Source organism: Mesorhizobium sp. EU05-FHT14A09 (assembly GCF_058790995.1).
The window spans coordinates 275,611-297,717 of sequence record NZ_JBYTDF010000004.1 but is presented as its reverse complement, the minus strand read 5'-3'; the positions used below and the strand labels follow the sequence as shown (position 1 = coordinate 297,717).

The following is a 22,107-nucleotide window of genomic DNA, read 5'->3' as shown; positions in this document are numbered from 1 at the left end:
GACGCATCGTCATCGGAGGCGGTGCGAGGCCGCCGGAAAACAACTCCCTGGCCAGTTCAAGTGGTGTTGAACCGCTTGAAGCAGGCGATCCCGACGATCGCCTGCGTCCTGGTGGTCAACTTCTTCCTTGTCCGGCTGATCCCCGGAGATCCTGTCGATGCCTTCGTGGCCAAGGCGCAAGCGGCCGACCAGGTTTTCAAGGATCGCATCCGGCATGAAATGGGACTGGATGAGCCGATCTGGGTGCAATTCGGCATCTATCTGTCGAAGGTCGCCCATCTGGATTTCGGCTGGTCTTTCCAGAACTCGGCTTCGGTGCTCGACGTCATCCTGCTGCGGCTTTGGCCAACCGTGCTTCTGCTGGTGTCCAGCATTATCGTTTCGCTGCTGGGCGGGGTGTTCCTGGGGGTGACGGCCGCGCGCTACAGCCAGACCTGGAAAGACCGGACGATCGCATTCATGTCGATGGTTCTCTATGCAATGCCTGCCTTCTGGATCGGCCTCAGCCTGATCGTCCTGTTTTCGGTCAAGCTGCGGCTGCTGCCGGTGGGTGGTTTCGAGACGGTCGGCTCCGGCAAGACCGGAATTGCCTATGCGCTCGACGTTGCGCGTCACATGACGCTGCCCGCGCTGACCCTTGGGTTGTTCTACCTTGCCGTCTACACGCGGCTGGTCAGGGCCTCGATGTTCGAGCTGCTCGACAGCGATTTCGTCCGCACCGCCCGGGCCAAGGGCCTTTCGGAGCGGACGGTGTTGTGGCGGCATATGCTTCCCCACGCCTTGCTGCCGCTGCTGACGCTGGTGGGAGTACAACTGGGCTCATTGCTGAGCGGAGCGATCGTCATCGAGACGGTGTTCAGCTGGCCGGGGCTCGGGCGGCTGACCTTTCAGGCCGCATTGCAGCGCGACTACAACGTTCTGCTCGCCATCCTGCTGATGAGCACCGTGCTGGTCGTCTGCGCCAACCTGATCGTCGACCTGCTGTCTGCCTGGATAGACCGGCGCATGGACGTGAACTGACATGGCATCGCTCCTGCAATTCTGGCGCCGGTACCGGCAAAATCGCGGCGCGGTCCTCGGGCTGGCGATCGTGCTGACGGCCGCCGTGATGGCGCTGCTGGCGCCCTGGCTTTTCCCCGGGGATCCACGCCGTATCGCCGGCGCTCCTTACATCGCACCGTTCGTGACCTGGCAGTTTCCGTTCGGCACGGACCAGCTCGGGCGGGATATCTTCGTGCAGCTGTTCTACGGGGCTCGCGTTTCCTTGCTCGTCGGCATCGCGGCAAGCCTGGTGACGGCGCTGATCGGCTGCACCATCGGTGCACTGGCCGGATATTACGGCGGCCGGCTGGGCGCCTTGTTGATGCGGGGCACCGAAATGTTCCAGACGATCCCGGACATCATGCTCGCGCTTGTTCTGGTGACCATCCTGCAAGCCTCGCTGCTCAGCGTCATCATTTCGATCGCCATCGTCAGCTGGACGACGGTGGCGCGCGTGACGCGTGCGGAGTTTCTCAAGTTCCGCAGCCAGGATTTCGTGCTCGCCTGCGTTGTCATGGGCATGCCGAGCTGGCGCATCATCGTCGGCCAGATCTTTCCGAACGTGCTGCCACCAATCGTGGTGATGACCTCGATCATCGCCGCCGGCGCGATCCTTGCGGAATCATCGCTTTCCTTCCTTGGGCTGGGTGATCCGAATTCGGTTAGCTGGGGCATGATGACCGGCGCGGGGCGCAGCGTGTTTCGCAATGCCTGGTATGTGTCCGGCATTCCCGGACTGGCGATCCTGATGGCCGTCCTCGGTATCAACCTTGTTTCGGACGGCCTCAACGATGCGCTCAATCCCAGACGGAGGGAGCGTTGAAATGGCTGTCCTGAAGGTCGAGGATCTGTCGGTGCAGTTCGCCACGGCTCAAGGCGTCGTGCGTGCCGTGGACGGGCTGAGCTTTGAAATACGCGCCGGCGAGACGCTGGCGGTGGTTGGCGAGTCCGGTTCCGGCAAATCTGTCACGGCATTGGCGATCATGCGGCTGTTGCCGCGGCATGGCAGCACGCGGATCTCCGGTCGGGTCCGGCTCGGCGAACGCGACCTTGTCGGTTTGTCGGACGCCGAGATGCAGACAGTCCGTGGCAACAAGGTGTCCATGGTGTTCCAGGAACCGATGACCTCGCTCAACCCTCTGATGCGGATCGGGGATCAGATCGAGGAAGGCATCAGGCGCCATCAGAAAGTCTCGGCCGCGACCAGTCGCCGGCGCGCCATAGACCTGCTGGACCAGGTTCGCATCGCCGATCCGCATCGCCGTGTCGATGAGTTTCCGCACACATTGTCAGGCGGCATGCGCCAGCGCGTGATGATTGCAATGGCGCTTGCATGCGAGCCGAAATTGCTGATCGCGGATGAGCCGACGACGGCGCTCGACGTCACCGTTCAGGCGCAGATCCTGGAATTGCTGGCGACCCTGCGCAAGACGATGAACATGTCGATGCTGCTGATCACGCACGACCTTTCGATCGTCGCCGACACCGCCGACCGGACGCTTGTGATGTATGCCGGGCGCATGGTCGAGGCGGCGGCAACCGGCGAGATCCTGGGGCGGCCCGCCCATCCCTATACGCGGGGCTTGCTGGGGGCATTGCCGAAGCCGCGCATGGCGGGCCGGCTGCGCGAGCGCCTCACCGAGATCCCAGGCACGGTTCCACCCCTGCACACATTGCCGGCGGGTTGCTCTTTTGCCGAGCGGTGCCAAAGCGCCGATGCCGTCTGCCGCACTGACCGACCCGAGGCCAGGCCGGTGGCGCACGACCGGCAGGCCGCTTGCCACTTTGCTGTCGCGGAGGCGATATGACGCCGCTTCTTTCGGTCGAAGACCTGCACAAGCATTTTCCGGACCGCATCGGCGCGCTGCGCGCCGTCGATGGCGTTTCGTTTCTGATCAAGCCGGGTGAGACGCTCGGGCTGGTTGGTGAGTCCGGCTGCGGTAAATCCACTGTCGGCCGCACCATCCTGCGGCTGTACAAGCCGACCAGCGGCCGCATCGTCCTTGAAGGAAGGGATATCGCTCCGCTGGAGGAGGGCGCATTGCGGCCGCTACGGCGCGATGTCCAGATGGTGTTCCAGGACCCGTTCAGCAGTCTCAACCCGCGCTCGAGGATCGGGCGGATCCTTGCAGAGCCTTTCATCGTCTGGGGCGAGGGCCGTGCGCGCGACCGCAGGGATCGGGTCATCGCGTTGCTCGAACGTGTGGGGCTGGGGGCGGAGGCGGCGGATCGCTATCCGCACGAACTGTCCGGCGGGCAGCGTCAGCGCGTCGGGATAGCAAGAGCGCTGGCGCTGAAACCAAAACTGATCGTCTGCGACGAGGCAGTCTCGGCGCTCGACGTTTCGGTGCGGGCGCAGATCATCAACTTGCTGGTCGACCTGCAGCGCACTCTTGGAATTGCCTACCTGTTCATCTCGCATGATCTCGCCGTGGTCGAACACGTGTCCGACCGCGTGGCGGTGATGTATCTTGGCAGGATCGTCGAGACCGCGAGCGCCGACCAGCTGTGGTCGAACCCGATCCACCCATATACGCGTGCGCTGTTCGATGCCTCGCCGAAACTGCCCGCGGCCGTCGGGCAGAAGCGCGCTGTGCTCGAAGGAGACCTGCCGAGCGCGCTGGATCCACCCCCAGGCTGTCGTTTCCACACCCGATGCCGGTTTGCGACCGACATATGCCGGCGCGTCGAACCCGCTGCCTGGCAGGCGGCGCCCGGGCACGTGGTTGCCTGTCATCATGCCGAGGCGCTTGCGACTGCCCAGGCTACACCCATCGCTCAGCAAAACGGTTTTCTGAAAGGCAGCAGACATGACAACGCATCCGCTCTCTGACGTACAGGTCGGTGCCGCCATGAAGGCACAGACGGACGCGCACTACGCGGTGCATTTCGCCAATCGGGAATTGGTAAAGCGCGATTGGCGCGATCCTGTCTATGTGGCCGCAAGACGAGCTCTCGAAAGCGTCAATGTCGGGCTCTATACGGCAAAATGGCAACTCGGCCGGATCGACGGCACCTATGCGGATTTCGCCTCGCCGCTGGTTGCGGACGAAAACCTAAACAAGGTGGTGTCGGATTTGCAGGCGATCAAAGCCATGGCGGACAGGATTGCCGAAGCCTGCCGGGCCGACGAGATCATCGAATATGGCGAAACTCGCGTGGCGAGAAAGGCAGGCACCGAAACCGAATTCTCGGGCGAGATCCCGTTGGTGCCTTCGATCTGTCCTGTCGTCGTGTTGCAGGGGTCGAACCTCGACATGGGTCGTCAATATGCGCAGCAGGTCATGGAGATCTACGGCGACTGGATTTTCAGGCAGCAGGCAGAACGGGTGCTGACCACCGCCGAACGCGATGCGATGCGCAATTGGGAAGCGGAACTGCGCAAATACATGCCGGAGATACTGGATTTCGCCCGGGGTTGGGCTGAGGGCGCGACGGCTGCCGGCGTTGCCATGGCCTATGACAATGTGCTGGCGATCTGGACCGGAACGCGGCCTTTTTCGACGGAAGTCCGTCCCTTCGCCTTCGGCCACACCGACAAGGAAAATGACAAGACCATCGCCGCCTATCTCGGCGTCGGCACCGAGGCTGGAAGCCAGTTGAAAGGCGAGATCACGGACATGTGCAGCGGTGTCTGCGCATGGGGTGCGGCAACGACCGACGGCAGGCTGGTCGCTGCAGCGACCACCGATCACGACTGCACGTTCCAGGCGACCATCGTGGCCTTCCCGGACGAAGGCAACAACTTCATCTACACACCGTTTTCAGTGAAAGGCTCCATCCCGGTCATCGGCCGCGACTACATGGGCGGCCACCCTGGCATGAACAGCAAAGGGGTCGCCTATGTTCATCATGGCGGCGCGAGCACCGGTGAGCCAAAGGAGCAGTGGGGATTCGGGGTGCGGCGCGGCCCGGCCACCTTCCATGCCTTGCAGTTCGCCAACAGTGCGGCCGAGGCGCGCGATATGCAGCTCTCCTATCCGGTCGGCGATGCGGGTATCACGCTCGGCACGGCCGGCGGCATGTGGGCCGACAGCAAACAGGGCTACAGTTTCGAGGCGCGCAGCGGCGCCCCGGCAAAGCCGAATCCGATCATTCGAGAGGCGACATATGACGCGCTCGGCAAGGCCTATGACTTCCTCTACGCCAACAACAATGCGCTCAGCCCCCGTTCGGGGCATCTCAATGGTGCGCCGTCCTACGGTTACCAGTACTCGCTCGCCGGCGGCTGGTTCACCTTCGACCCGAAGGTCATCTATGAGGATACGGGCAGCATCGCGATCAGGCGTCTATTGACCAAGGAAAGCGAGGGCCGCAACCGTTTCCACTACAAGACGATGATGGAAGGTTACGGTCGCGTCGATTTCGACTATCTGACCGCGCTCTACCGGACCGGCGGCGCAATACCCGAAGGTGATTTCGACGAGGTGAGCGAGCGCTGGAACGCGGGCGAGCAATGGGATTGTTCCCCGGCGCATCGCTCCATTGCCAGCACCTTCGTCCTCAAGCCGGACGACCAGGACACCGGCAGCTATTTCGCGTGCATCGGCCCTGCTGACCGTGGCCTCAATTGCCGCGATCCCGGGCACGGCTACTATTACTACGACGAGACGAACACGTTCTGGGAACTGACCCTGGCAGGATCACCACGGGATGTGTTGTCGAGGGCACGGGACAGGGCGAAGGCGCTCGTCGCCGAAGCGGGAGCTGCGTTGCGCAACTTCGACGGATGTCCATCCGGCGCCGTGGAACTGCAAGGGCTGTTGCAGGCGGCTGAAAAGGAGCTGGAAAGCAGTGGTGATCTGGATGGTGAAGGCCACGATGAACGGCTCGCCGGGCTTGCGCGGCAGGTCCGCGCGATGACCAGGGCGCAGGTGCGCGCCAAACAGGTGATCGAGGCTGTCATCCGGCCAGCAAGTCTGCACGAGGCCGCCGTTCCGGCTTCGTGACGTTTTTCGTCCGTTCGAAATCTCAGCTGTGGCGATCCTGTGAGGGATCGCCACAGCTTTTTGTGTCGCAGCGGTCTGGAAACGGCCGGCAGTGTGGGCCGCGCGCCAGGTGCGCCTTTCGCGAACATGCGACGGCATCGAAAAACGCAATACTTTGCCGGTTGTTGGACTATGTGCGCCCCACCCAGGGTGACAAAAATAGTCAAGTAAGAACAAGCACCCGTCGCCGCGATCCGACGTCACGATCAGGCTCGCCAAAGAAGAGGTGCGATTTCGCGAAAGGCTTTTTCGGCTTTTCGCCGCTGCGTATCCGCCATTTCTGCTGAGGGGCAAAAGGCGGAGCATCGAGAGATGCCATTTTCACCACACTGCTGAGGACGTGCCGGGCAAAAGCTTCGGCGCGGGGGGAGGGCTCGTGCCCAAAGGCACATCTCAACGGGATCCATAGGGAGGCCGATCCGATCGCGCCTTCCGTTTCATCGCGGAACAACGCGCCGGACGGCGCGCCGAAACCCAAATTTTCCATTCATTTTGCCAATTTCTGGGGGTCAGGAATGAACATCAAAAATCTTCTTCTCGGTTGCGCTGCCGCTCTGGTCGCCGTGCCGCCTTCTCATGCGGCGGACGCCGTTCTGGTCGCGGAGCCGGAACCCGCCGAATATGTCAGGATCTGCGACGTCTATGGCTCGGGCTACTTCTACATTCCGGGGACGGAGACGTGCCTGCGCATCGGCGGCTATGTCCGCTACGACATCGGCTTTGGCGACGGTGGCACCTTTAACGGCGTCAACCATGTGCCGGACCAGATGGGGAAGGGTACGCACTCGACCTGGAAGAAGCAGGCGCGCCTGCAACTCGATACGTCGACGGGACAGGAGACCGAGTTCGGGACGCTGAAGACTTTCACGATAACCCGCTTCGACTTCGGCAACAGCGGCGGCGACTATGCCGATCCGGATGGCCCCGGCCCGCTGTTGCCCGGAACCCGGTGGCGGGCACGAAACAAAGACATCACTCTGACCGCTGCCTGGATTCAACTGGGCGGCCTGCGCGTCGGCAAGGATGACTCAGCGTTCGATTCCTTCGTCGACTACGCCGGCAACGTCATCCAGGATTCCTTGATCCCTTATGGCGGCTTCGACAGCAACCTTGTCCAATACAACTTCGATGGCGGCGATGGCCTCAGCGGGGTGATCTCGCTGGAGCAGGGATCGGACGACGGTTCCGGCGACAATTCGATCGACAGCTACGTTCCGAATGTGGTCGGCGGCGTCAAATACAAGCAGAGCTGGGGCACGCTCACCGCTGTCGGCGCTTATGACAGCAACTATGAAGAATGGGCCGGCAAGGCGCGTGTCGATCTCACTGTGACACACGGGCTCAATCTGTTCATTCTTGCGGGCTACGGCACGGACAGGAATGCACCACGCAACTTCTTCAAGGAGTGGGGTGGCAACTGGGCACTCTGGGCAGGCGGAACCTACACCATAAACGACAAGACCTCACTCAATGCCCAGGTCTCCCTGGACGACAGCCGGAACCTGGCTGTTGCCGCCAACATCAAATACGACTTCGTCCCCGGCTTCCGGGTAACCGCCGAAGCCGACTTTCTGCATGTCGGTGCCAAGGACGGTTCGAGCTGGAGCGGGGCGGTGAAGAAAAACAACGTCGGCGGCATTGTTCGTTTCCAGCGTTCATTCTGACGACAGCCTCATCGTTGCTTTCGTGCCAGGCCCGGCGGTTTCGATATCATCCGCCAGGCCTGGTTTATGCGATGGCAGCCTTGGAAATGAACGATCCGGGTCGCCCAGGTTTGGAAGAGCCTAGCATTTCGCCGGACACGAGGTGGGATACTATGAGGCCGCTTTGGCTAAACCCTTGATAGTGCGCGCCGGAAAAACATATCCCAGCCGGGAATAATCAATCCTGTCGCGCGGTCTTCTGCATGAGTGATCCGCGCCAGGAAGGTTACCATGCATTGCAGTCACCCCGACACGACTTGCCTGCGTGTCGTCGATTTCGCGAATGCCAGGCGTTTTTTCGGCCAAACGGGACTATCCTCGATCATGCGTCATGATTTCTGCGCGAATGCCGGGAGGCTGCGGGAAATGCGTGTGATATCGTCATGTTGAACGGTGAGGCGCAGGCACGCTTCAGCCAGGTGGTCATGCCCCATCTCGGTGATGCGCTTGCCCTGGCGCGCTGGCTGACCGGAAGCGCGGCCGACGCCGAGGATGTCGTGCAGGACGCCTGTGTGAAGGCTTATGCGGGGATCGGCGGTTATGCCGGCGGAAACGCGCGGGCATGGCTTTTGACGATTGTGCGCAACGCTTCTTATACATGGCTTGCCCGTAACCGGCCCCGTGACATCATAGCGGTTGGCGATCTGAACGATCTTGACGACATGAGCGCGGAATACCGGGACCAATCTCCTGACAAGGACAGCCCGGAAGCCAGTCTGATTGCCAAAGCCGATCTGGCAGCACTGGAGCGAGCGATAGCCACACTGCCGGAACCGTTCCGCGAGACACTGGTGCTGCGCGACATAAATGGCCTGAGCTATCGCGAGATTGCCGACATGCTCGACGTACCGATCGGCACTGTGATGTCGCGGCTGGCGCGAGCGCGTGGCCAGTTGATGTCTGACCTTGGGAGAGCGCGATGACTGCGCATAAAGATGGATTGCCTGAGGACAAGGCAGAAATGACGATGCTGCTGCATGCGCTGGTCGATGGCGAGCTTGATGCCGCCACCGCATTGACGATGGAGCGGCGTATCGCCGCCGATCCAGGGCTTGCCGCAGAACATGCACGCATTGCGGCTTTGCGGACGGTCGTGAGCGAACTGTCCAAGCCGCAGCCGACACAGGCCTTTCTGGAGCGCATCCAGGCAATCGGAGGTGCCGACAGCCGTCAGATCGCGCAGCCATCCGTCCTGCCTTTCCGCACGCCGCCATCGCGTGCAGGCCGGGGGTGGTCGGCGCGATCCGCGACGTTCGATTGGCGGGCCCTGGCCGCATCGATTGCCATCACCGCGGTGGTGGCAAGCGGCGCGACACAATGGGCAATGACGGGCGGCCAGGACGATTTTGCCGTGGCCGTGGCAAGCGGCCATCGCCGCAGCCTGCTTGCCGCCAATCCGGTCGATGTCGTGTCGTCGGACCGGCATACGGTCAAACCCTGGCTCGATGGACGGCTCGGCATGTCGCCACCGGCGCCCGACCTTGCCAAGGCGGGATTTGCGCTTGTTGGCGGGCGCGTCGAAGTCGTTGGCGGGCAGGCCATTCCCGCCCTGGTCTATCGGCACAATGAACACCTGATCACGCTTGTCGCCCAACCACGGAACGGCGGTGAGGCGATCAATCCGGTCGATCGTTCAGCGAACGGCTTCTCGATGGTGAATTGGAGCGACGGCGCCTTCAGCTATTGGGCGATTACCGACATGGAGCGGTCGGGCCTCGACGAGTTCGTCTCCCGTTTTCGCGCGGCAGCCGCAAGCTGATCCAACGCGCCACCTTCGTCCGCAGGCACATGCGGGACGAGGCTGCTCCCGCGTGTCTCGCGGCTTGCCGTCCCGTGGCCCGACATAACGAGGATAATCCAAAGAAACAGTCGAGGAGTGGGAATAAAACCAGAGCAATCAAGGTCTTGTCTGTAGCGGCGCCAAGACGGCACGCGTCAACCAAAGGAACGAGACATGATCAAGATAGCTCTTGCTACGCTCAGCATCCTCATTGCCGGCGGCAGCGCCTTCGCAGGCAGCGACCACTATGACCCCGGCAACATGCCAATGGCTGCAGTGGATCACGCGACGACCGCTTCCGTCCCCAGGCCCCACAAGAATGTCGACACCAGCATCAAGACTGGTGCCGCGGGCAAGGCCAAGATCGACACCATGGATTTCGGCCACGATCTCTGGGGCAACTGATTGACCGTCTCTGTTCGAGAAGCGGCGGAACCCCGCTTCTCGAACGGCGCTCATCCATGTGTGGAACCTGCCTCTGCGAGCCTGCTGAAAGAAAAGGCTTCTGGGTTGGGAATAAATCCGGAAGGCGGCAGGTCTTGTCATCAGGGTGAGTGGATCACCCGACTGCTTTCAAATCGTCGCATCAGACAAGAGAGATCACGATGTTCAACATGACACGTCGCATGGTGCTCGGATCCGCGGCAGCCGCCGCGGCTTTCGGAGTTGCCGGAAAGCTCGAATTCATCGCCCCCGCGTCAGCAGCCACGCCGGTAGAGCCGACCGTTGGCTTTTACCGCCACAAGGTCGGATCAGTCGAAGTCACGGCCATCTATGACGGCATCTGGCGCAAGCCGCACGATCCGACCTTCATCGCCAACGCCTCAGTCGACGACACCAAGGCCGCACTGGCAAAAGCCGGCCTGCCAACCGACTTCATGCCGATCCCACTCACTGTTGTCGTGCTCAAGATCGGCGACAAGCTGATCATGATGGATGCCGGGTCGGGTGTCGGTCAATGGCAGGCCAATGCCACCCATCTGCCGGCCAACATGGCTGCCGCCGGCATCGACTACAAGGCAATCGACACCATCATGATCTCGCATTTCCACCCCGATCATGTCTGGGGGCTGATGGAAAAGGGGAGCAATGCCCCGGTGTTTCCCAATGCCGAGCTGGTTGTCAACGCCAAGGAATACAAGTGGTGGACAGATCCGGGCCGCGTCGATCAGCTGCCCGCCGGCCGCAAGCCGGCCGGAAAGCGCATCGCGGAGAATTTCCCGAAATGGAAGAACTGGAAACTGGTCGAGGACGGTGCCGAAGTCGCTCCGGGGATAGAGCTGATCGCAGCGCCCGGCCATACGCCCGGCCATTCGGTTTTCCTCGTGGCTTCGGGCAACGAACAATACCTCGTTTCAGCCGACACCATGTATGTGCCGGCGCTGCTTGCTCCGCATCCGGAGTGGCAGGGCAGCTACGACCAGGATGGCCCGACCGCGATCGCCACCCGCCACAAGCTGATCGACCGGGTCATCGCCGACAAGATCAGGATCAGCGGCTCGCACTTTCCGTTCCCTGGAACCGGATCCTTCGTGAAAGACGGCAACGCTTACGGCTTCACGCCGACCGTCCAGAGTTGACGGCGGCTAGGGAGAAAGACAATGACAAAGTTTCTGGGAATGCTGTGCGGCATCTGCCTGATGGCATTGGCGACCGGGCTGATGCTGCCGCCGGCCTATGCGGTCGACGATGTTGAATCGACGGACGCCCCTGACCTGACGGCTGTGAGAGCGAAGATCGAAGCGAAGGACTATCAGGGGGCGCTGGCGGAGTTGCGTGACCTTGCCCAGGATACGCAGCAGCCCGATGTCTATAATCTGCTCGGCTTCACGCTGCGCAAGACCGGCGACTACAGCACCGCGCTTACCTACTACACCAAAGCGCTGGAGCTGAAGCCGGATCACAAGGCGGCCCGGGAATATCTCGGCGAGCTCTATGTCGAAACGGGCGATATGGCGAAGGCCAAGGAGCAGTTGGCCTCGCTGCAAAAACTCTGCCCGAGCGGTTGCGAGGAATTGGAGGACCTGCAGCAGGCGATCCAGACCAAGGTGACCAAATGAACGGTGAAGGGCGGGCGCACGGTGCCCGCCTTTCTTATTTTTGAACGGAGATGGTCATGCTGACGGTATCAAATGCCTGGAAAGCTCATCTGTCGGATTTCGTGCTGCTGGCAGCTCGCTTGCTGCTCGCCTTGATCTTCGTGCATGAAGGTTTCGCCCTGGCATTGAACTTCGCGGGCACGGTGAAGGCAATGAATCAGCTTGGGATCGGTCTTCCGCTCGTTCTGGCAACCATCGCGCTTCAGATCGCGGCGGGCTTATCCATAGGATTGGGTTTTCTCACGCGCCTCGGGGCTGTCGTACTCGGTCTTTTCTGCATCGCTACGGCGGGGTTGTTTCACACGAATTTCGCCAATCACAACGAATTGCTGCATTTCGAAAAGGATCTTGCCATTGCAGGCGGCATGTTCGCGCTCGCAATCGCAGGCGCTGGTGGATTTTCCCTGGATACGCTGGCTCGGCGCGTCCTGAAGGTCACCTCGATCCGTGCGACAGGCACGACCTAGGCGTCCGGCGTCACAAATCGATGATGAAACCACAACGTGGCTGCCAAGCGATCTCTCTAGGGGAGGCGCCGCGGCCGCAAGCATGCCCCTTATTGGAGGCTGCGATCGATACGGCCGCCGCGCATGGCAACCAGATCCTGCGCCGCTACGAGCAGATCCATAGGAGCGAGCCACTGCCATAAGACTTCTGCCTCCTGCCTTTGCCGCTCGGTGCCAGCGCCGGGCGGCTTCACATGGCGCGGCCAGTATGCCGGGTCGGTTTTGCGCTTCGAGCAAGCAGTCCGGCACCGCTCGTGAAGAAGCTTGACATGGCGGCTGTATAGGCGCGCCTTCGCCGACGAGGGTGTGGGGTAATGATCGCGCACCGGCAAACGGACTGCGCTTGTTGGGCGTTTCAATATATGTTACTTAACATGCTAATAAATCTGTCGGCATAGGTGTGAGGCAGCGTTGGAACTGTTGAGCTCTGCGGGTCTGCTCCACAAGGACAGGATACGGACTCCTTTCAGCCGCTGGGTCGACGATCTCCACTATACCTGCGGCAGCTTCCGTCCCCGCGCCATGGACACCAGCCTTGATATCCGTGGCGAAGCCCGGCGCATCAATGCCTGCGGCATGGAGTTTTCGCATATCTCCAACGACCTCGATCGTGTCGACCACGACTGGGACGATGTCCGCCGCGATGCCATCGAACAGCTGTTCCTGCTCGTCCAGCTCGAAGGCTCCTGCGGGGTGGAACATAACGGGCAACACAGCGCCCTGAATGTGGGTGACTGCATCCTGGTCGATTCCACCAAGCCGACGACGTTCCATTTCGGCGGCAAGTTCAGCAATCACCTGTCGCTCAATCTGCCCAGGCAGCTCATGTACTTCCACGGTGGCGACAAGCTCGACGTGGCGCGTACGCTCGAAGCCGCCGATCCAATGGCGGTCACGTTGCGGGCGTTGCTGGCCAAGGTCCTGTCGACGTCCGACAGCGATGTTCATGCGACGAACCTGCGCCAGCTCATGCTGGACGCCACCCGGCAGGCCTTCGTATCGGATATGAACAATTCGCTGTCGTTCGATTCGCTCAGCGAGCTGGCGTCAAGACGATTGCAGATGATCGACGTTCTCATCGATCAGCATCTGACCAGCCCATATCTGTCCGCGCAGTGGCTGGCCAAGCGGGTCGGGGTGTCCATGCGGGTGCTGCAATTGCATTTCCGCGATCTGGGCATGACGTGCACCACCTTCATCCGCGACAAGCGACTGCGTTTCGCCCGCGAGAAGATCAAGCAGCTGCACTATCAGAATGGTGCGCAGACCATCGCGGATGTGGCTTACTCCGCCGGCTTCAACGATCTTTCCTATTTCAATCGTTGCTTCAGGGAGCTGTTTGCTTGTGCACCCAGCGAGCTTCTGAAATCGGCTCCGCATAAGAACAGGGTGCATTAGCCCCCGTTGGAAGCTGATTTTCGAGCAATGTTTCAGGGTGTTAGGCAGCATCCGTCGGATCATGCTTTCCAGGATCGTTGACGTCGATTTTACGCTGGAGCCCATTTCGTATTTCGTTTCACTCCAAGACACAGCGGCCCTGCCGGTGTTGGTTGTGACGGTAAGGTCGCCAAAGAAGAACCCGCACGAAGGTCGGGGCAGGGGCGCGATCCGCTACATCTGGAGGAGAAACCACGGCTATGATTCCGGTGAAATTCAGTCGCGCTATTGCGGTCGCTCTGCTGACCGCCACGACGGCCCTGACGACCCATACGATTGCGCAGGCGCAGGAGCTTGTGCTCGGCGTTATCGGCAACAGCAAGGATCAGGTGCAGCCCTATACGCCGACCAGTTCGGCGTCTGCAGGCTCGATGTACAACCAGCTCTATGACGGCCTGACGGCTTACGATTCCAAGGGCGCGGTGGTGATGGAACTCGCCGAGTCCATGACGCCGAACGCAACCCTTGACGTGTGGACCGTCAAGCTTCGCCCCAACGTCAAGCGTCATGACGGCAAGCCGTTCACGGCCGACGACGTCATCGCCAGCATCAAGCACATGATGGACCCAGCGAACAACTTCGTCGTCTCCAGCCAGATCGACTTCGTCGACCCTGCCAAGATCCGCAAGGTCGATGACCTGACGATGGAGTTCACCCTCAAGCGTCCGTTCGGCCTGTTCGCCAACGCCTTCGCCGACGAGGATTTCAGAATCCGTGCCATTTCGGATGATGGCTCCGTGACCGGAACCGGGCCCTTCAAGCTCGATTCCTTCACGCCTGGCCAGGAAGCACGGCTGAGCCGCTTCGACGACTATTGGGGTGAGAAGCCCGGTTTCGACAAGCTGCGCATCATCGGCTTCCGCGATCAGCAGGCCGTCACCAACGCGTTGCGTGGTGGCCAGATCGACGTTGCCTATTCGGTGCCCTACACCGACGTCCCGGCACTGACCAAGGATCCGAAGCTGAAGACCGTGGTCAGTGGCACGACCACCTATCCGATCATTTCCGTGCGCGTCGACACGGCACCCTTCAATGACCCGAAGGTTCTGGAAGCACTCAAGCTGGTGGTCAATCGCCAGCAGATCGTCGACAACGCCTTCGGCGGCTTTGGCAAGATCGCCAATGACTATCTTGGCAACAACACGGCTTGCCCGGTTCCGTCCGAGCCGCAGCGCGTGCAGGATATTGCCAAGGCAAAGCAGCTCCTGGCCGAGGCTGGCAAGAGCAACCTCAAGCTCGAACTGGTGACCGACGGGGCTTTCGCCGGCATGATGGAGATGGCGCAGCTTTATGCGCAGCAGGCCGCGGCGGCGGGGATCACCATCAAGGTACGCCGGCTCGATCCGGCCACCTTCCTCAACCGCTGGCGCGAATGGCCGTTCCTGATCAGCCTGACCAGCGGCCCGTACGAAACCGCTGCACTGGCAGCGCTGCTGCCGGAGCAGGGCGAGAATGCCACGCATTTCGACGACGCCGAATACAACGATCTCGCCAAGAAACTGCAGAGCACCGGCGACCTGGCGGAGCAGTGCAAGCTGGTCACGCAACTGCAGGCGATCGAATACAAGCGCAGCGGCGACATTGTTCCTGCCTATCCCGAAAACATCACCGTCTATCGGGATACGGTCAGCGGGCTGAAGCCTGATCTCTATGGCCGCACCGCCATCTTGTTCGGCGGCGTGACCGTAAACAAGTGACGGTTACCCGTCACCAATGATCAGTCGAAGACGCGGGGAAGAGCGTTAGATGACAGTCGACAGCCAGAATGACAACGCAGCAATCGGGGTTTTCGCCCGGCTGCAGCCTTTGCTCGCAAGGTTGCTGCAAGGGGTGCTGACGCTGCTTGCGGTGTCATTGCTGATCTTCCTCGCGGCTCGCGCCCTGCCGGGTGATGTCGCCAACATGATCCTCGGCCAGAGCGCGACGCAGGAACAACTGGACCAGCTTCGCGTCCAGCTCGGGCTCGACCAGCCGCTGTGGTGGCAATACCTTATCTGGCTGGGCGGCATCCTTCGGGGCGACTGGGGAACGTCCCTCTCCAACGGACAGCCGGTGGCAGACCTGCTTGCGCTCGGGGTGCGCAATTCCGCAACCCTGAGCGGGGTAGCGCTTGCCGTCATGCTGCCGCTGTCGCTGCTGGTCGGGGTGATCGCCGCCCAGTTTCGCGACGGCTTCGTCGACAAGGTCTTTCTCGGCATGTCGATGGTGGCCAATGCGGTCCCTGACTTTGTGACGGGGACGGTGCTGGTCGCGCTTTTCGCGACCACGGTGCTGCACGTGCTGCCGGCGGTTTCATTCATCCCGCCAGGAGATTCGCCGTTTTCCTACCCCGACGCGCTGGTGTTGCCGGCGACGACGGTGATCATTCCTGGCGTAATGTATCTCGCCAGGTTGGTGAGGGTTGCGGTCATCGACGTGATGGCGACCGAATACATCCAGACTGCCGAGCTCAAGGGCCTGTCGCCGAGCCGGATTCTGTTTCGGCATGCCTTGCCGAACGCGGTGGCGCCGATCATTCCGGCGGCCAGCCTTGTCGCGGCTTTCACCGTCGGCGGTGTTGTCGTGGTGGAATATCTGTTCGCCTATCCGGGTGTCGGCAGTGCCCTGGTCGATGCCGTCACCAACCGCGACCTGCCTGTCATCCAGGCCAACGTCCTGGTGATCGCCTCGGCCTATTTCATCTTCAACCTCATCGCCGACTCGTTTGCCCAACGGGATGAGGCGGCAGGCCAGAGGCAGTCCAAGGCGTGAGTACCGACGTGGAAATGACACTGACACCCCATCAACCGGTGCGCCGGCGCCCAGCCAGCGGCTGGTGGCGGCTTTGGGCATCCGCCCAGGTTCGCTGGGGCGTGATCCTGTTGGTGGCGATGACCGCACTGGTGGTGATCGGTCCCTTCGTCGCGCCCTACGATCCTGCCGCGCCCGTGGGTAAACCCTATGACGTGCCTTCGGCAGCGGCTTGGCTCGGCACCGACAATCTCGGGCGCGATGTTTTGTCCCGGGTGCTTTCAGGCGGTGTTTATCTCGCCTGGATGGCTCCGGTTTCAGCTCTGCTCAGCGTGACGATCGGTGCCGCGGTTGCCCTGGTGACCGCCTATTATCGCGGCTGGACCGACCTTGTGCTGATGCGGTCGCTGGATGTGCTGCTGGCCTTCCCGGGTATTCTTCTGACATTGCTGTGTGTCTCGGTGTTCGGGCCACAGCCGATCCTGCTGGTGGGCTTGGTGGTTCTGACCCTGATGCCGGGTGTCGCCCGTGTCATCCGAGGCGCCGCCATTCCGCTTCTCGACCGGGAGTATGTGCTGTGGGCCAAGGCAGTCGGCACGCCGGGCCCGGTGATCATCCTGCGCGAATTGCTGCCCAATGTCTCTTCACCGCTGCTGGTCGAACTGGGGCTCAGGCTGAGCTGGTCGGTCGGCATCCTGTCATCAATGAGTTTCATCGGATACGGCATCCAGCCGCCGGCGGCCGACTGGGGTCTGATGGTCAGTGAAAACGGCACCGGCCTGGGCACCCAGCCCTTTGCGGTGCTGGCGCCGATCCTGATGATCATCCTCTACACCATCGGCGGCGGACTGATCGCCGAAGGCGCTGCGCGGGTGATGGCCCGGACGGAAGGCAAGTCATGATGACGGTATTGAAAGCCGCGGGGCTGACCGTCGAACGCACCGACGGTGCGCCGATCATCGAGGATGTCTCGCTGAGCCTCGAGCGAGGCGAGGTGATGGGCATCGTCGGTGAATCCGGTTCCGGAAAATCGACGCTGGCGCTGGCGCTGCTTGCCTATGCGAGGCGCGGCGTGCGCATCGCCGGTGGCTCGGTTCGCGTTGCCGACACCGACATGCTGGGGCTCGACACGGCGAGCCTGCGCAAGGCGCGGCGCGAAATCGTTGCCTATGTCGCCCAGGATCCCGGCGCGGCGCTGAATCCGATGCTGACGCTCGGCACTCTGCTGACCGAAGGACTGGCCGGTGGCGCGGCCGAAAAGACGGCCCGTGCGCAGGAAATCCTGCGCAAGGTCGGCCTGCCCGACGACGAAGCCTTCCTGCAGCGCCGCCCGCGCCAGCTTTCCGGCGGGCAGCAGCAACGCATCGCGATCGCCATGGCGGTGATCGCACAACCCAAACTGATCATTCTCGACGAGCCGACGACGGGGCTCGACGTCTCGACGCGCGCCAGGGTGCTGGACCTGATCCGCCAGCTCTGCGTTTCGGATAATCTGACCGCGATCTATGTCAGCCACGACCTCGCGGTGATCGCCAACGTCGCCGACCATGTCACGGTGATGTATGGCGGGCAGGTCGTCGAGCAGGGTCGTATGCGGGAGGTGCTGGCGACGCCGCGCCATCCTTATACACGCGCCTTGCTGGACGCGGTTCCTTCGTTGCAGACCCGCCAGGCGCTGCGTCCGATCCGCGGACGCGTGCCGGCGGTCGGTGAGGCGCCGAGCGGTTGCATCTTCTCGGATCGTTGCGACCACGTCGTCGAGGACTGCAGCGCTCGGCCGGCGCTGAGACTGGTCGGCGGCACCCAGGTGCGATGCGTACGCCCGGAATTGGCGCAAACGGTCGAGGCACGACCGCAGGCTGTCGGCCATTCCGACAGGCAGGTCGCCGGCAGCGCGGTAGTGCTGCAGGCGGATGGGGTCAATGCTTTCTACGGGCAACGCCAGATCCTGTTCGATGTCAGCCTGAAGGTAGAACCGGGCCGGTGCCTGGCTGTCGTGGGCGAATCCGGCAGCGGCAAGTCAACGCTGTCGCGCTGTCTGATCGGATTGCATGGCAACCTCACCGGTGAGTTCCGCCTTGACGGCAAGCCATTGCCGCTCACCGTGGCCGAGCGCGACCAGAATGCCCGTCAGCGGCTGCAATACATCTTCCAGAATCCCAACGCTTCGCTCAATCCGCGCCGCACGATCGGCCAGAGTCTGACAGCTGCATTGGCCAACAGGCCCGGGGCTGCTGACCGATCCGGTGCCATCATCGCGGAAGCGCTCGAACGGGTCGGCATCTCCCCCGATCTTGCCATACGTTATCCGGCCGAGCTATCGGGCGGTCAACGTCAGCGTGTCGCCATCGCCCGTGCGCTGGTTGCCAATCCGGCAGTGCTTTTGTGCGACGAGGTGACATCGTCGCTCGACGTGTCGGTGCAGGCCTCGGTGATCGAACTGCTGCGCAGCCTGCTTGCCGATGGCCTCGGCATGCTCTTTGTCACGCATGATCTCGCCGTGGTGCGCAACATTGCCGATACCGTAGCGGTGCTCAGCGCCGGTCGCGTCGTCGAGCAGGGTGACGCTGACAAGGTCCTGAGCGCGCCCAGCCATCCCTACACACAATCGCTGCTGGCCAACACGCTGCAACTGCCAAGCGAAGCCGTGGACATTCCTGCGATCGCTCCGAGGCAATCCGCAGCCGGTTCGCGGTGAATTCGAGGTTTTCCGTTCATCAAGAGGAGAAGATGATGAGCCATTTTGACGGTCTGCTCAACGACACACTGCCGTTGCTGCAGGTAGACTTCACCGCCGAGGGCGCGCTGGCCGACCTTGAGAATCCGCCGAACACGGGTGGTTTCGAGTTGGTCGGCACGCTGGTGCAGCCCAATGCGAAGATTCACATGACCCATATCTGGATCACGCCGTTCAACCGTCACCTGCACTGGGTGTCGGAGCACGTCCATGATTATGACGAGGTCCTGATCTGGACTGGCAATGACCCGGAGAATCCGCAGGATCTCGGCGCCGAGCTCTACATCGACATCGAGGGTGAGCGCCGCATCATCAACAAGTCGGGCTCGATCTATATCCCGGCTGGGGTCAAGCATTGCCCGCTCGGTTTCCACTATGTGAACCGGCCGTTCCTGTTCCACGCGCTGTCGCTGGATCCGGAATACAAGGCAAAGGTCCAGAAGTCTTAGTCGAAAGTCCACCGCCGGCGGGACAACCCGCCGGCGGTGCTTTTGCGTGACCGGTCGCCCGGTGTTACTCGGCAGCGCCGATTGCTTTCAGCCCGGCAGCCGCGCACTTGGCGTCGATGTCGCCCGAAGGCGCGCCACCCACACCGATGCCGCCGACCAGTGCCTTGCCGAACTTCACAGGCAGGCCGCCGGCCTGGATCACCATGCGGCTGTCCATATCGCGCATGCCTTCATTGGCCGGCTTGCCGGCAATGAACTCGGCAAGCCCTGCCGTGTCGCGGCCGAGGGCCGCCGAGGTGAAGGCCTTGCCCTGCGCGCTTGCGCCGGTGTGCGGGCCGGAATTGTCGCCCTTGAGCAAAATCTTGGTTGCGCCGTCGCGAGCCACGATGGCGACGCTGACATTGTGGCCTTCGGCAACGCAGGCCTTGAGCGCGGCGTCGGCGGCCTTGGTCGCCAGCTCGAGCGGAAGATAAGGCGTCGTCGGCAGTTCCTGTGCGGTGGCGGCAAGCGGAGCAACAAGGGCAGCTGCAAGTACGAGAGTGCGGATCATCGTGGTCTCCATCCAGTTGATGGGAGAGGATTACCGCGTGATCGGGGCAGCCGGTATTCGTAGGGCTTGCGGGCAGCTACGTAGTTCTACGGAGTTTCCTGGCCCTCCAGCCACAGCCGGGTCATCTCGGCCTGCGATGTCGTGCCGAGCTTGGCGCCGATCGCAGCACGATGGCTCTCCACGGTGCGCGGCGACAGGCCGAGCCCCTCGGCGATCTGTCTTGTGGTGAAACCTGACGCGATGCGGTCCAGCACCTCGCTCTCGCGCGCCGTCAATGCCGCCAGCAACGTGATCGTCTCCGCCGTTTCGGCGCGCTTGCGCAGGGTGCGTTCGAGCACCTGTTGCCCTTTCTGGATCGCGTCGATCAGGTCTTGCTCGTCGATGGGTTTCGACAGGAAATCGACGGCGCCGTTGCGGAACGCGCGCCGGCAAGCCTCGATGTCGCCATGGCCGGAAATAACGATGGTTGGCCAGTCCACGCCTTGTTCCACCAATCTTTCCTGCAGCTTCAGCCCAGAGATGACCGGCATGCGGATGTCGAGGACGAGGCAACCGGGTTCGAGCCGGCCGACCTGTGCCAGGAAAGCCTGCGGGTCGGCGAAGCCGGTTACCGTCACCCCCACTGTGGACAGCAGCAAGCCGAGAGCCCGGCGGACGGCCTCATCGTCATCGACAAGATAGACGGGGCTGCTCATTGGGCCGCTTCCGCATTTTCCCGTCCACGCGGCAGTACGACCCTGAAAGTCGCGCCAGGAGTGTCTTCGGCCAGTGTGATTTCGCCACCTGCGCGCTCGACCAGCCGTTGGCTGAGCGCCAGGCCTAGCCCAGTGCCGTCGACGCGGGTCGTGGCGAAAGGAGTGAACAGTCTGGACCGCATTGCTTCCGGCACCCCTGGGCCATTGTCGCTGACTTCAAAAACGGCTCGGGAACTCTCTTGCCTCAGGCTCATCGTCACGCGTCCCGTCCCATTTCGTCCATCGTCCAACGCTTCCATTGCGTTGCGCACGAGATTGAAAGCGACTTGTTCCATTTCGACAGGGTCCGCAACCACCACGATAGGTTTGTCGGGGATATCGACATCAAGCTGCATTCCACGCGATGCGGCCTCCGGTGCCAGCAGCGTTCGCACGTTCGTCAGCGCCTGGCGCAGATCGAAGGTTTCCGCCAGCGTGTTCTGGGGGCGCGACCAGTTGCGGAAGCGCTCCAGGATGGCAGAGGCCCGTTTGGCCTGGGTGACAGTGTCTTCCAGAACTGGTGCAAGCGCAGCAGCGTCGCCCCTGTTGGCCAATCGGCGCCCAGCCTGCGCCTGCGCCAGGATAGCGGTGAGCGGTTGTGTCAATTCATGCGCCATACCGCTCGCCATCTCGCCCAGCGCATTCACGCGAGAGGCATGGGCAAGACGCGATTCCAGTGCGCTGAGTCGTGCCTGTTCGACGGCGGCGCGTGCGCTTGCGCGCTGTCGCAACCCGGCCAGTGCAGCAATGCACGCCAGGCTGATGCCAAGAAGCACAAGGCCTGTGCGCAGGGGTGGGAACAGGTCGGCCAAACCGATCGTCATGCCGGTTTCCAACGCCAGGGGTTGGGAGGCACTGCTGAGTGGCCTGGAGAAACGGACCGCGCCTGGCTGGGCCGGTGGTCCGACGAGAAGGTGGCCGTCGGGCAAGGAAAGCCGCATCGTGACGCCGGGTCGCGACCAGAAGGGCGCTTCTTCGCCGATCAGCTTGGCGGCGTCGATGCCCAGCATCAGTCCATAGCGCGCGGCGTCGCTGTTGGGACTGCGCTTCACCATGATGTAGTGGTCGGGCCGCTCGGGGTGTGGCAGCAACGTTATCTGGCCGGTCGAAGTTCTGGCTGCCGTTCGGATACGCTCCGCCGCCGACGGATCGAGCGGCACCGTGCCGACAATAGGGGCCTGCGGGTCGAGCGGGACGAGCTGGATCTCGTCAATGCGCGGATAGAAACGCGCAATGGTCGAAGCCACGTCCAGGAACAGGTCGAAGCCGGTACCGTCCGATGCGACTGCGATGGCCGAAAGCGCTGTCATATGAGCATCGTGCTGGTCTGCCCGTTGCGAGGCGAGCCTGTGC

22 protein-coding genes are annotated in these 22,107 nt (G+C 62.2%); 18 read left to right on the top strand and 4 right to left on the bottom strand.

Going from position 1 to position 22,107, the window contains the following annotated elements:
- Window positions 1–63 precede the first annotated feature (63 nt).
- The 5 genes from AC3WTO_RS16505 to AC3WTO_RS16485 are packed head-to-tail and all read left to right on the top strand — an operon-like array spanning window position 64 to window position 5,990.
- On the top strand, window positions 64–1,020 hold the full coding sequence (locus AC3WTO_RS16505) for an ABC transporter permease (protein WP_492462117.1): 957 nt from the start codon (window positions 64–66) through the stop codon (window positions 1,018–1,020).
- 1 nt (window position 1,021) lies between these two features.
- A complete protein-coding gene (locus AC3WTO_RS16500) occupies window positions 1,022–1,864 on the top strand; it encodes an ABC transporter permease (RefSeq protein ID WP_492461826.1) in 843 nt (280 codons plus the stop codon).
- A 1-nt stretch (window position 1,865) separates the two neighbouring features.
- The gene (locus AC3WTO_RS16495; RefSeq protein ID WP_492461825.1) at window positions 1,866–2,849 is read left to right on the top strand and encodes an ABC transporter ATP-binding protein; all 984 of its coding nucleotides are present in this window, start codon (window positions 1,866–1,868) and stop codon (window positions 2,847–2,849) included.
- Window positions 2,846–3,874, top strand: coding sequence for an ABC transporter ATP-binding protein (locus AC3WTO_RS16490; RefSeq protein WP_492461824.1), 1,029 nt, complete (start codon window positions 2,846–2,848; stop codon window positions 3,872–3,874). Before AC3WTO_RS16495 ends, AC3WTO_RS16490 begins: the two co-directional genes overlap by 4 nt.
- Complete coding sequence (locus AC3WTO_RS16485; protein WP_492461823.1) at window positions 3,852–5,990, top strand: C45 family peptidase; 2,139 nt, start codon at window positions 3,852–3,854, stop codon at window positions 5,988–5,990. The genes AC3WTO_RS16490 and AC3WTO_RS16485 overlap by 23 nt, the downstream gene beginning before the upstream one ends.
- Before the next feature lie 202 nt (window positions 5,991–6,192).
- Here the strand turns inward: AC3WTO_RS16485 and AC3WTO_RS16480 are convergent, their stop codons facing one another.
- A complete protein-coding gene (locus AC3WTO_RS16480; RefSeq protein ID WP_492461822.1) occupies window positions 6,193–6,516 on the bottom strand; it encodes a hypothetical protein in 324 nt (107 codons plus the stop codon).
- A gap of 28 nt (window positions 6,517–6,544) precedes the next feature.
- Here AC3WTO_RS16480 and AC3WTO_RS16475 point away from each other — a divergent pair, with 28 nt between their 5' ends.
- The 13 genes from AC3WTO_RS16475 to AC3WTO_RS16415 all read left to right on the top strand — a co-directional run bounded on the left by AC3WTO_RS16475 (window position 6,545) and on the right by AC3WTO_RS16415 (window position 19,470).
- The gene (locus tag AC3WTO_RS16475; RefSeq protein WP_492461821.1) at window positions 6,545–7,693 is read left to right on the top strand and encodes a porin; all 1,149 of its coding nucleotides are present in this window, start codon (window positions 6,545–6,547) and stop codon (window positions 7,691–7,693) included.
- 422 nt (window positions 7,694–8,115) lie between these two features.
- Entirely contained in the window at window positions 8,116–8,655 is a 540-nt protein-coding gene (locus tag AC3WTO_RS16470) for a sigma-70 family RNA polymerase sigma factor (protein WP_492461820.1), read from the top strand.
- Window positions 8,652–9,491 (top strand): anti-sigma factor family protein, encoded by an 840-nt coding sequence (locus AC3WTO_RS16465; RefSeq protein WP_492461819.1) that lies wholly within the window; start codon window positions 8,652–8,654, stop codon window positions 9,489–9,491. Before AC3WTO_RS16470 ends, AC3WTO_RS16465 begins: the two co-directional genes overlap by 4 nt.
- Before the next feature lie 195 nt (window positions 9,492–9,686).
- Entirely contained in the window at window positions 9,687–9,917 is a 231-nt protein-coding gene (locus tag AC3WTO_RS16460) for a DUF680 domain-containing protein (protein ID WP_492461818.1), read from the top strand.
- Window positions 9,918–10,117: 200 nt separating this feature from the next.
- Window positions 10,118–11,092, top strand: coding sequence for an MBL fold metallo-hydrolase (locus AC3WTO_RS16455; RefSeq protein WP_492461817.1), 975 nt, complete (start codon window positions 10,118–10,120; stop codon window positions 11,090–11,092).
- A 39-nt stretch (window positions 11,093–11,131) separates the two neighbouring features.
- Entirely contained in the window at window positions 11,132–11,572 is a 441-nt protein-coding gene (locus AC3WTO_RS16450) for a tetratricopeptide repeat protein (protein WP_492462116.1), read from the top strand.
- 56 nt (window positions 11,573–11,628) lie between these two features.
- Window positions 11,629–12,078 (top strand): DoxX family protein, encoded by a 450-nt coding sequence (locus AC3WTO_RS16445; protein WP_492461816.1) that lies wholly within the window; start codon window positions 11,629–11,631, stop codon window positions 12,076–12,078.
- A 450-nt stretch (window positions 12,079–12,528) separates the two neighbouring features.
- On the top strand, window positions 12,529–13,515 hold the full coding sequence (locus AC3WTO_RS16440) for a helix-turn-helix domain-containing protein (RefSeq protein WP_492461815.1): 987 nt from the start codon (window positions 12,529–12,531) through the stop codon (window positions 13,513–13,515).
- Between the two features lie 239 nt (window positions 13,516–13,754).
- Window positions 13,755–15,251, top strand: coding sequence for an ABC transporter substrate-binding protein (locus tag AC3WTO_RS16435; RefSeq protein WP_492461814.1), 1,497 nt, complete (start codon window positions 13,755–13,757; stop codon window positions 15,249–15,251).
- Window positions 15,252–15,300: 49 nt separating this feature from the next.
- Window positions 15,301–16,305, top strand: a complete 1,005-nt coding sequence (locus tag AC3WTO_RS16430) for an ABC transporter permease (RefSeq protein ID WP_492461813.1) — start codon at window positions 15,301–15,303, stop codon at window positions 16,303–16,305.
- A gap of 14 nt (window positions 16,306–16,319) precedes the next feature.
- Window positions 16,320–17,186 carry an ABC transporter permease gene (locus AC3WTO_RS16425; protein ID WP_492461811.1) on the top strand — a complete coding sequence of 289 codons (867 nt, stop codon included), beginning with the start codon at window positions 16,320–16,322 and terminating at the stop codon, window positions 17,184–17,186.
- Window positions 17,183–18,982, top strand: coding sequence for a dipeptide ABC transporter ATP-binding protein (locus AC3WTO_RS16420; protein WP_492461810.1), 1,800 nt, complete (start codon window positions 17,183–17,185; stop codon window positions 18,980–18,982). The genes AC3WTO_RS16425 and AC3WTO_RS16420 overlap by 4 nt, the downstream gene beginning before the upstream one ends.
- 35 nt (window positions 18,983–19,017) lie before the next feature.
- On the top strand, window positions 19,018–19,470 hold the full coding sequence (locus AC3WTO_RS16415) for a hypothetical protein (RefSeq protein WP_492461809.1): 453 nt from the start codon (window positions 19,018–19,020) through the stop codon (window positions 19,468–19,470).
- A gap of 64 nt (window positions 19,471–19,534) precedes the next feature.
- Here the strand turns inward: AC3WTO_RS16415 and AC3WTO_RS16410 are convergent, their stop codons facing one another.
- From AC3WTO_RS16410 to AC3WTO_RS16400, 3 genes are all read right to left on the bottom strand, one after another.
- Window positions 19,535–20,020, bottom strand: a complete 486-nt coding sequence (locus tag AC3WTO_RS16410; RefSeq protein WP_492461808.1) for a GlcG/HbpS family heme-binding protein — start codon at window positions 20,018–20,020, stop codon at window positions 19,535–19,537.
- 86 nt (window positions 20,021–20,106) lie between these two features.
- A complete protein-coding gene (locus AC3WTO_RS16405; protein ID WP_492461807.1) occupies window positions 20,107–20,715 on the bottom strand; it encodes a response regulator transcription factor in 609 nt (202 codons plus the stop codon).
- Complete coding sequence (locus tag AC3WTO_RS16400; RefSeq protein ID WP_492461806.1) at window positions 20,712–22,064, bottom strand: sensor histidine kinase; 1,353 nt, start codon at window positions 22,062–22,064, stop codon at window positions 20,712–20,714. Before AC3WTO_RS16400 ends, AC3WTO_RS16405 begins: the two co-directional genes overlap by 4 nt.
- Between the last annotated feature and the right edge of the window lie 43 nt (window positions 22,065–22,107).

Bases quoted from the DNA above. Each gene is read 5' to 3' on its own strand.
- AC3WTO_RS16500 (WP_492461826.1), top strand. From the start codon at position 1,022: ATGGCATCGCTCCTGCAATTCTGGCGCCGGTACCGGCAAAATCGCGGC.
- AC3WTO_RS16495 (WP_492461825.1), top strand. From the start codon at position 1,866: ATGGCTGTCCTGAAGGTCGAGGATCTGTCGGTGCAGTTCGCCACGGCT.
- AC3WTO_RS16490 (WP_492461824.1), top strand. From the start codon at position 2,846: ATGACGCCGCTTCTTTCGGTCGAAGACCTGCACAAGCATTTTCCGGAC.
- AC3WTO_RS16485 (WP_492461823.1), top strand. From the start codon at position 3,852: ATGACAACGCATCCGCTCTCTGACGTACAGGTCGGTGCCGCCATGAAG.
- AC3WTO_RS16480 (WP_492461822.1), bottom strand. From the start codon at position 6,516: ATGGAAAATTTGGGTTTCGGCGCGCCGTCCGGCGCGTTGTTCCGCGAT.
- AC3WTO_RS16475 (WP_492461821.1), top strand. From the start codon at position 6,545: ATGAACATCAAAAATCTTCTTCTCGGTTGCGCTGCCGCTCTGGTCGCC.
- AC3WTO_RS16470 (WP_492461820.1), top strand. From the start codon at position 8,116: ATGTTGAACGGTGAGGCGCAGGCACGCTTCAGCCAGGTGGTCATGCCC.
- AC3WTO_RS16465 (WP_492461819.1), top strand. From the start codon at position 8,652: ATGACTGCGCATAAAGATGGATTGCCTGAGGACAAGGCAGAAATGACG.
- AC3WTO_RS16460 (WP_492461818.1), top strand. From the start codon at position 9,687: ATGATCAAGATAGCTCTTGCTACGCTCAGCATCCTCATTGCCGGCGGC.
- AC3WTO_RS16455 (WP_492461817.1), top strand. From the start codon at position 10,118: ATGTTCAACATGACACGTCGCATGGTGCTCGGATCCGCGGCAGCCGCC.
- AC3WTO_RS16450 (WP_492462116.1), top strand. From the start codon at position 11,132: ATGCTGTGCGGCATCTGCCTGATGGCATTGGCGACCGGGCTGATGCTG.
- AC3WTO_RS16445 (WP_492461816.1), top strand. From the start codon at position 11,629: ATGCTGACGGTATCAAATGCCTGGAAAGCTCATCTGTCGGATTTCGTG.
- AC3WTO_RS16435 (WP_492461814.1), top strand. From the start codon at position 13,755: ATGATTCCGGTGAAATTCAGTCGCGCTATTGCGGTCGCTCTGCTGACC.
- AC3WTO_RS16430 (WP_492461813.1), top strand. From the start codon at position 15,301: ATGACAGTCGACAGCCAGAATGACAACGCAGCAATCGGGGTTTTCGCC.
- AC3WTO_RS16425 (WP_492461811.1), top strand. From the start codon at position 16,320: ATGACACTGACACCCCATCAACCGGTGCGCCGGCGCCCAGCCAGCGGC.
- AC3WTO_RS16420 (WP_492461810.1), top strand. From the start codon at position 17,183: ATGATGACGGTATTGAAAGCCGCGGGGCTGACCGTCGAACGCACCGAC.
- AC3WTO_RS16415 (WP_492461809.1), top strand. From the start codon at position 19,018: ATGAGCCATTTTGACGGTCTGCTCAACGACACACTGCCGTTGCTGCAG.
- AC3WTO_RS16410 (WP_492461808.1), bottom strand. From the start codon at position 20,020: ATGATCCGCACTCTCGTACTTGCAGCTGCCCTTGTTGCTCCGCTTGCC.
- AC3WTO_RS16405 (WP_492461807.1), bottom strand. From the start codon at position 20,715: ATGAGCAGCCCCGTCTATCTTGTCGATGACGATGAGGCCGTCCGCCGG.
- AC3WTO_RS16400 (WP_492461806.1), bottom strand. From the start codon at position 22,064: ATGACAGCGCTTTCGGCCATCGCAGTCGCATCGGACGGTACCGGCTTC.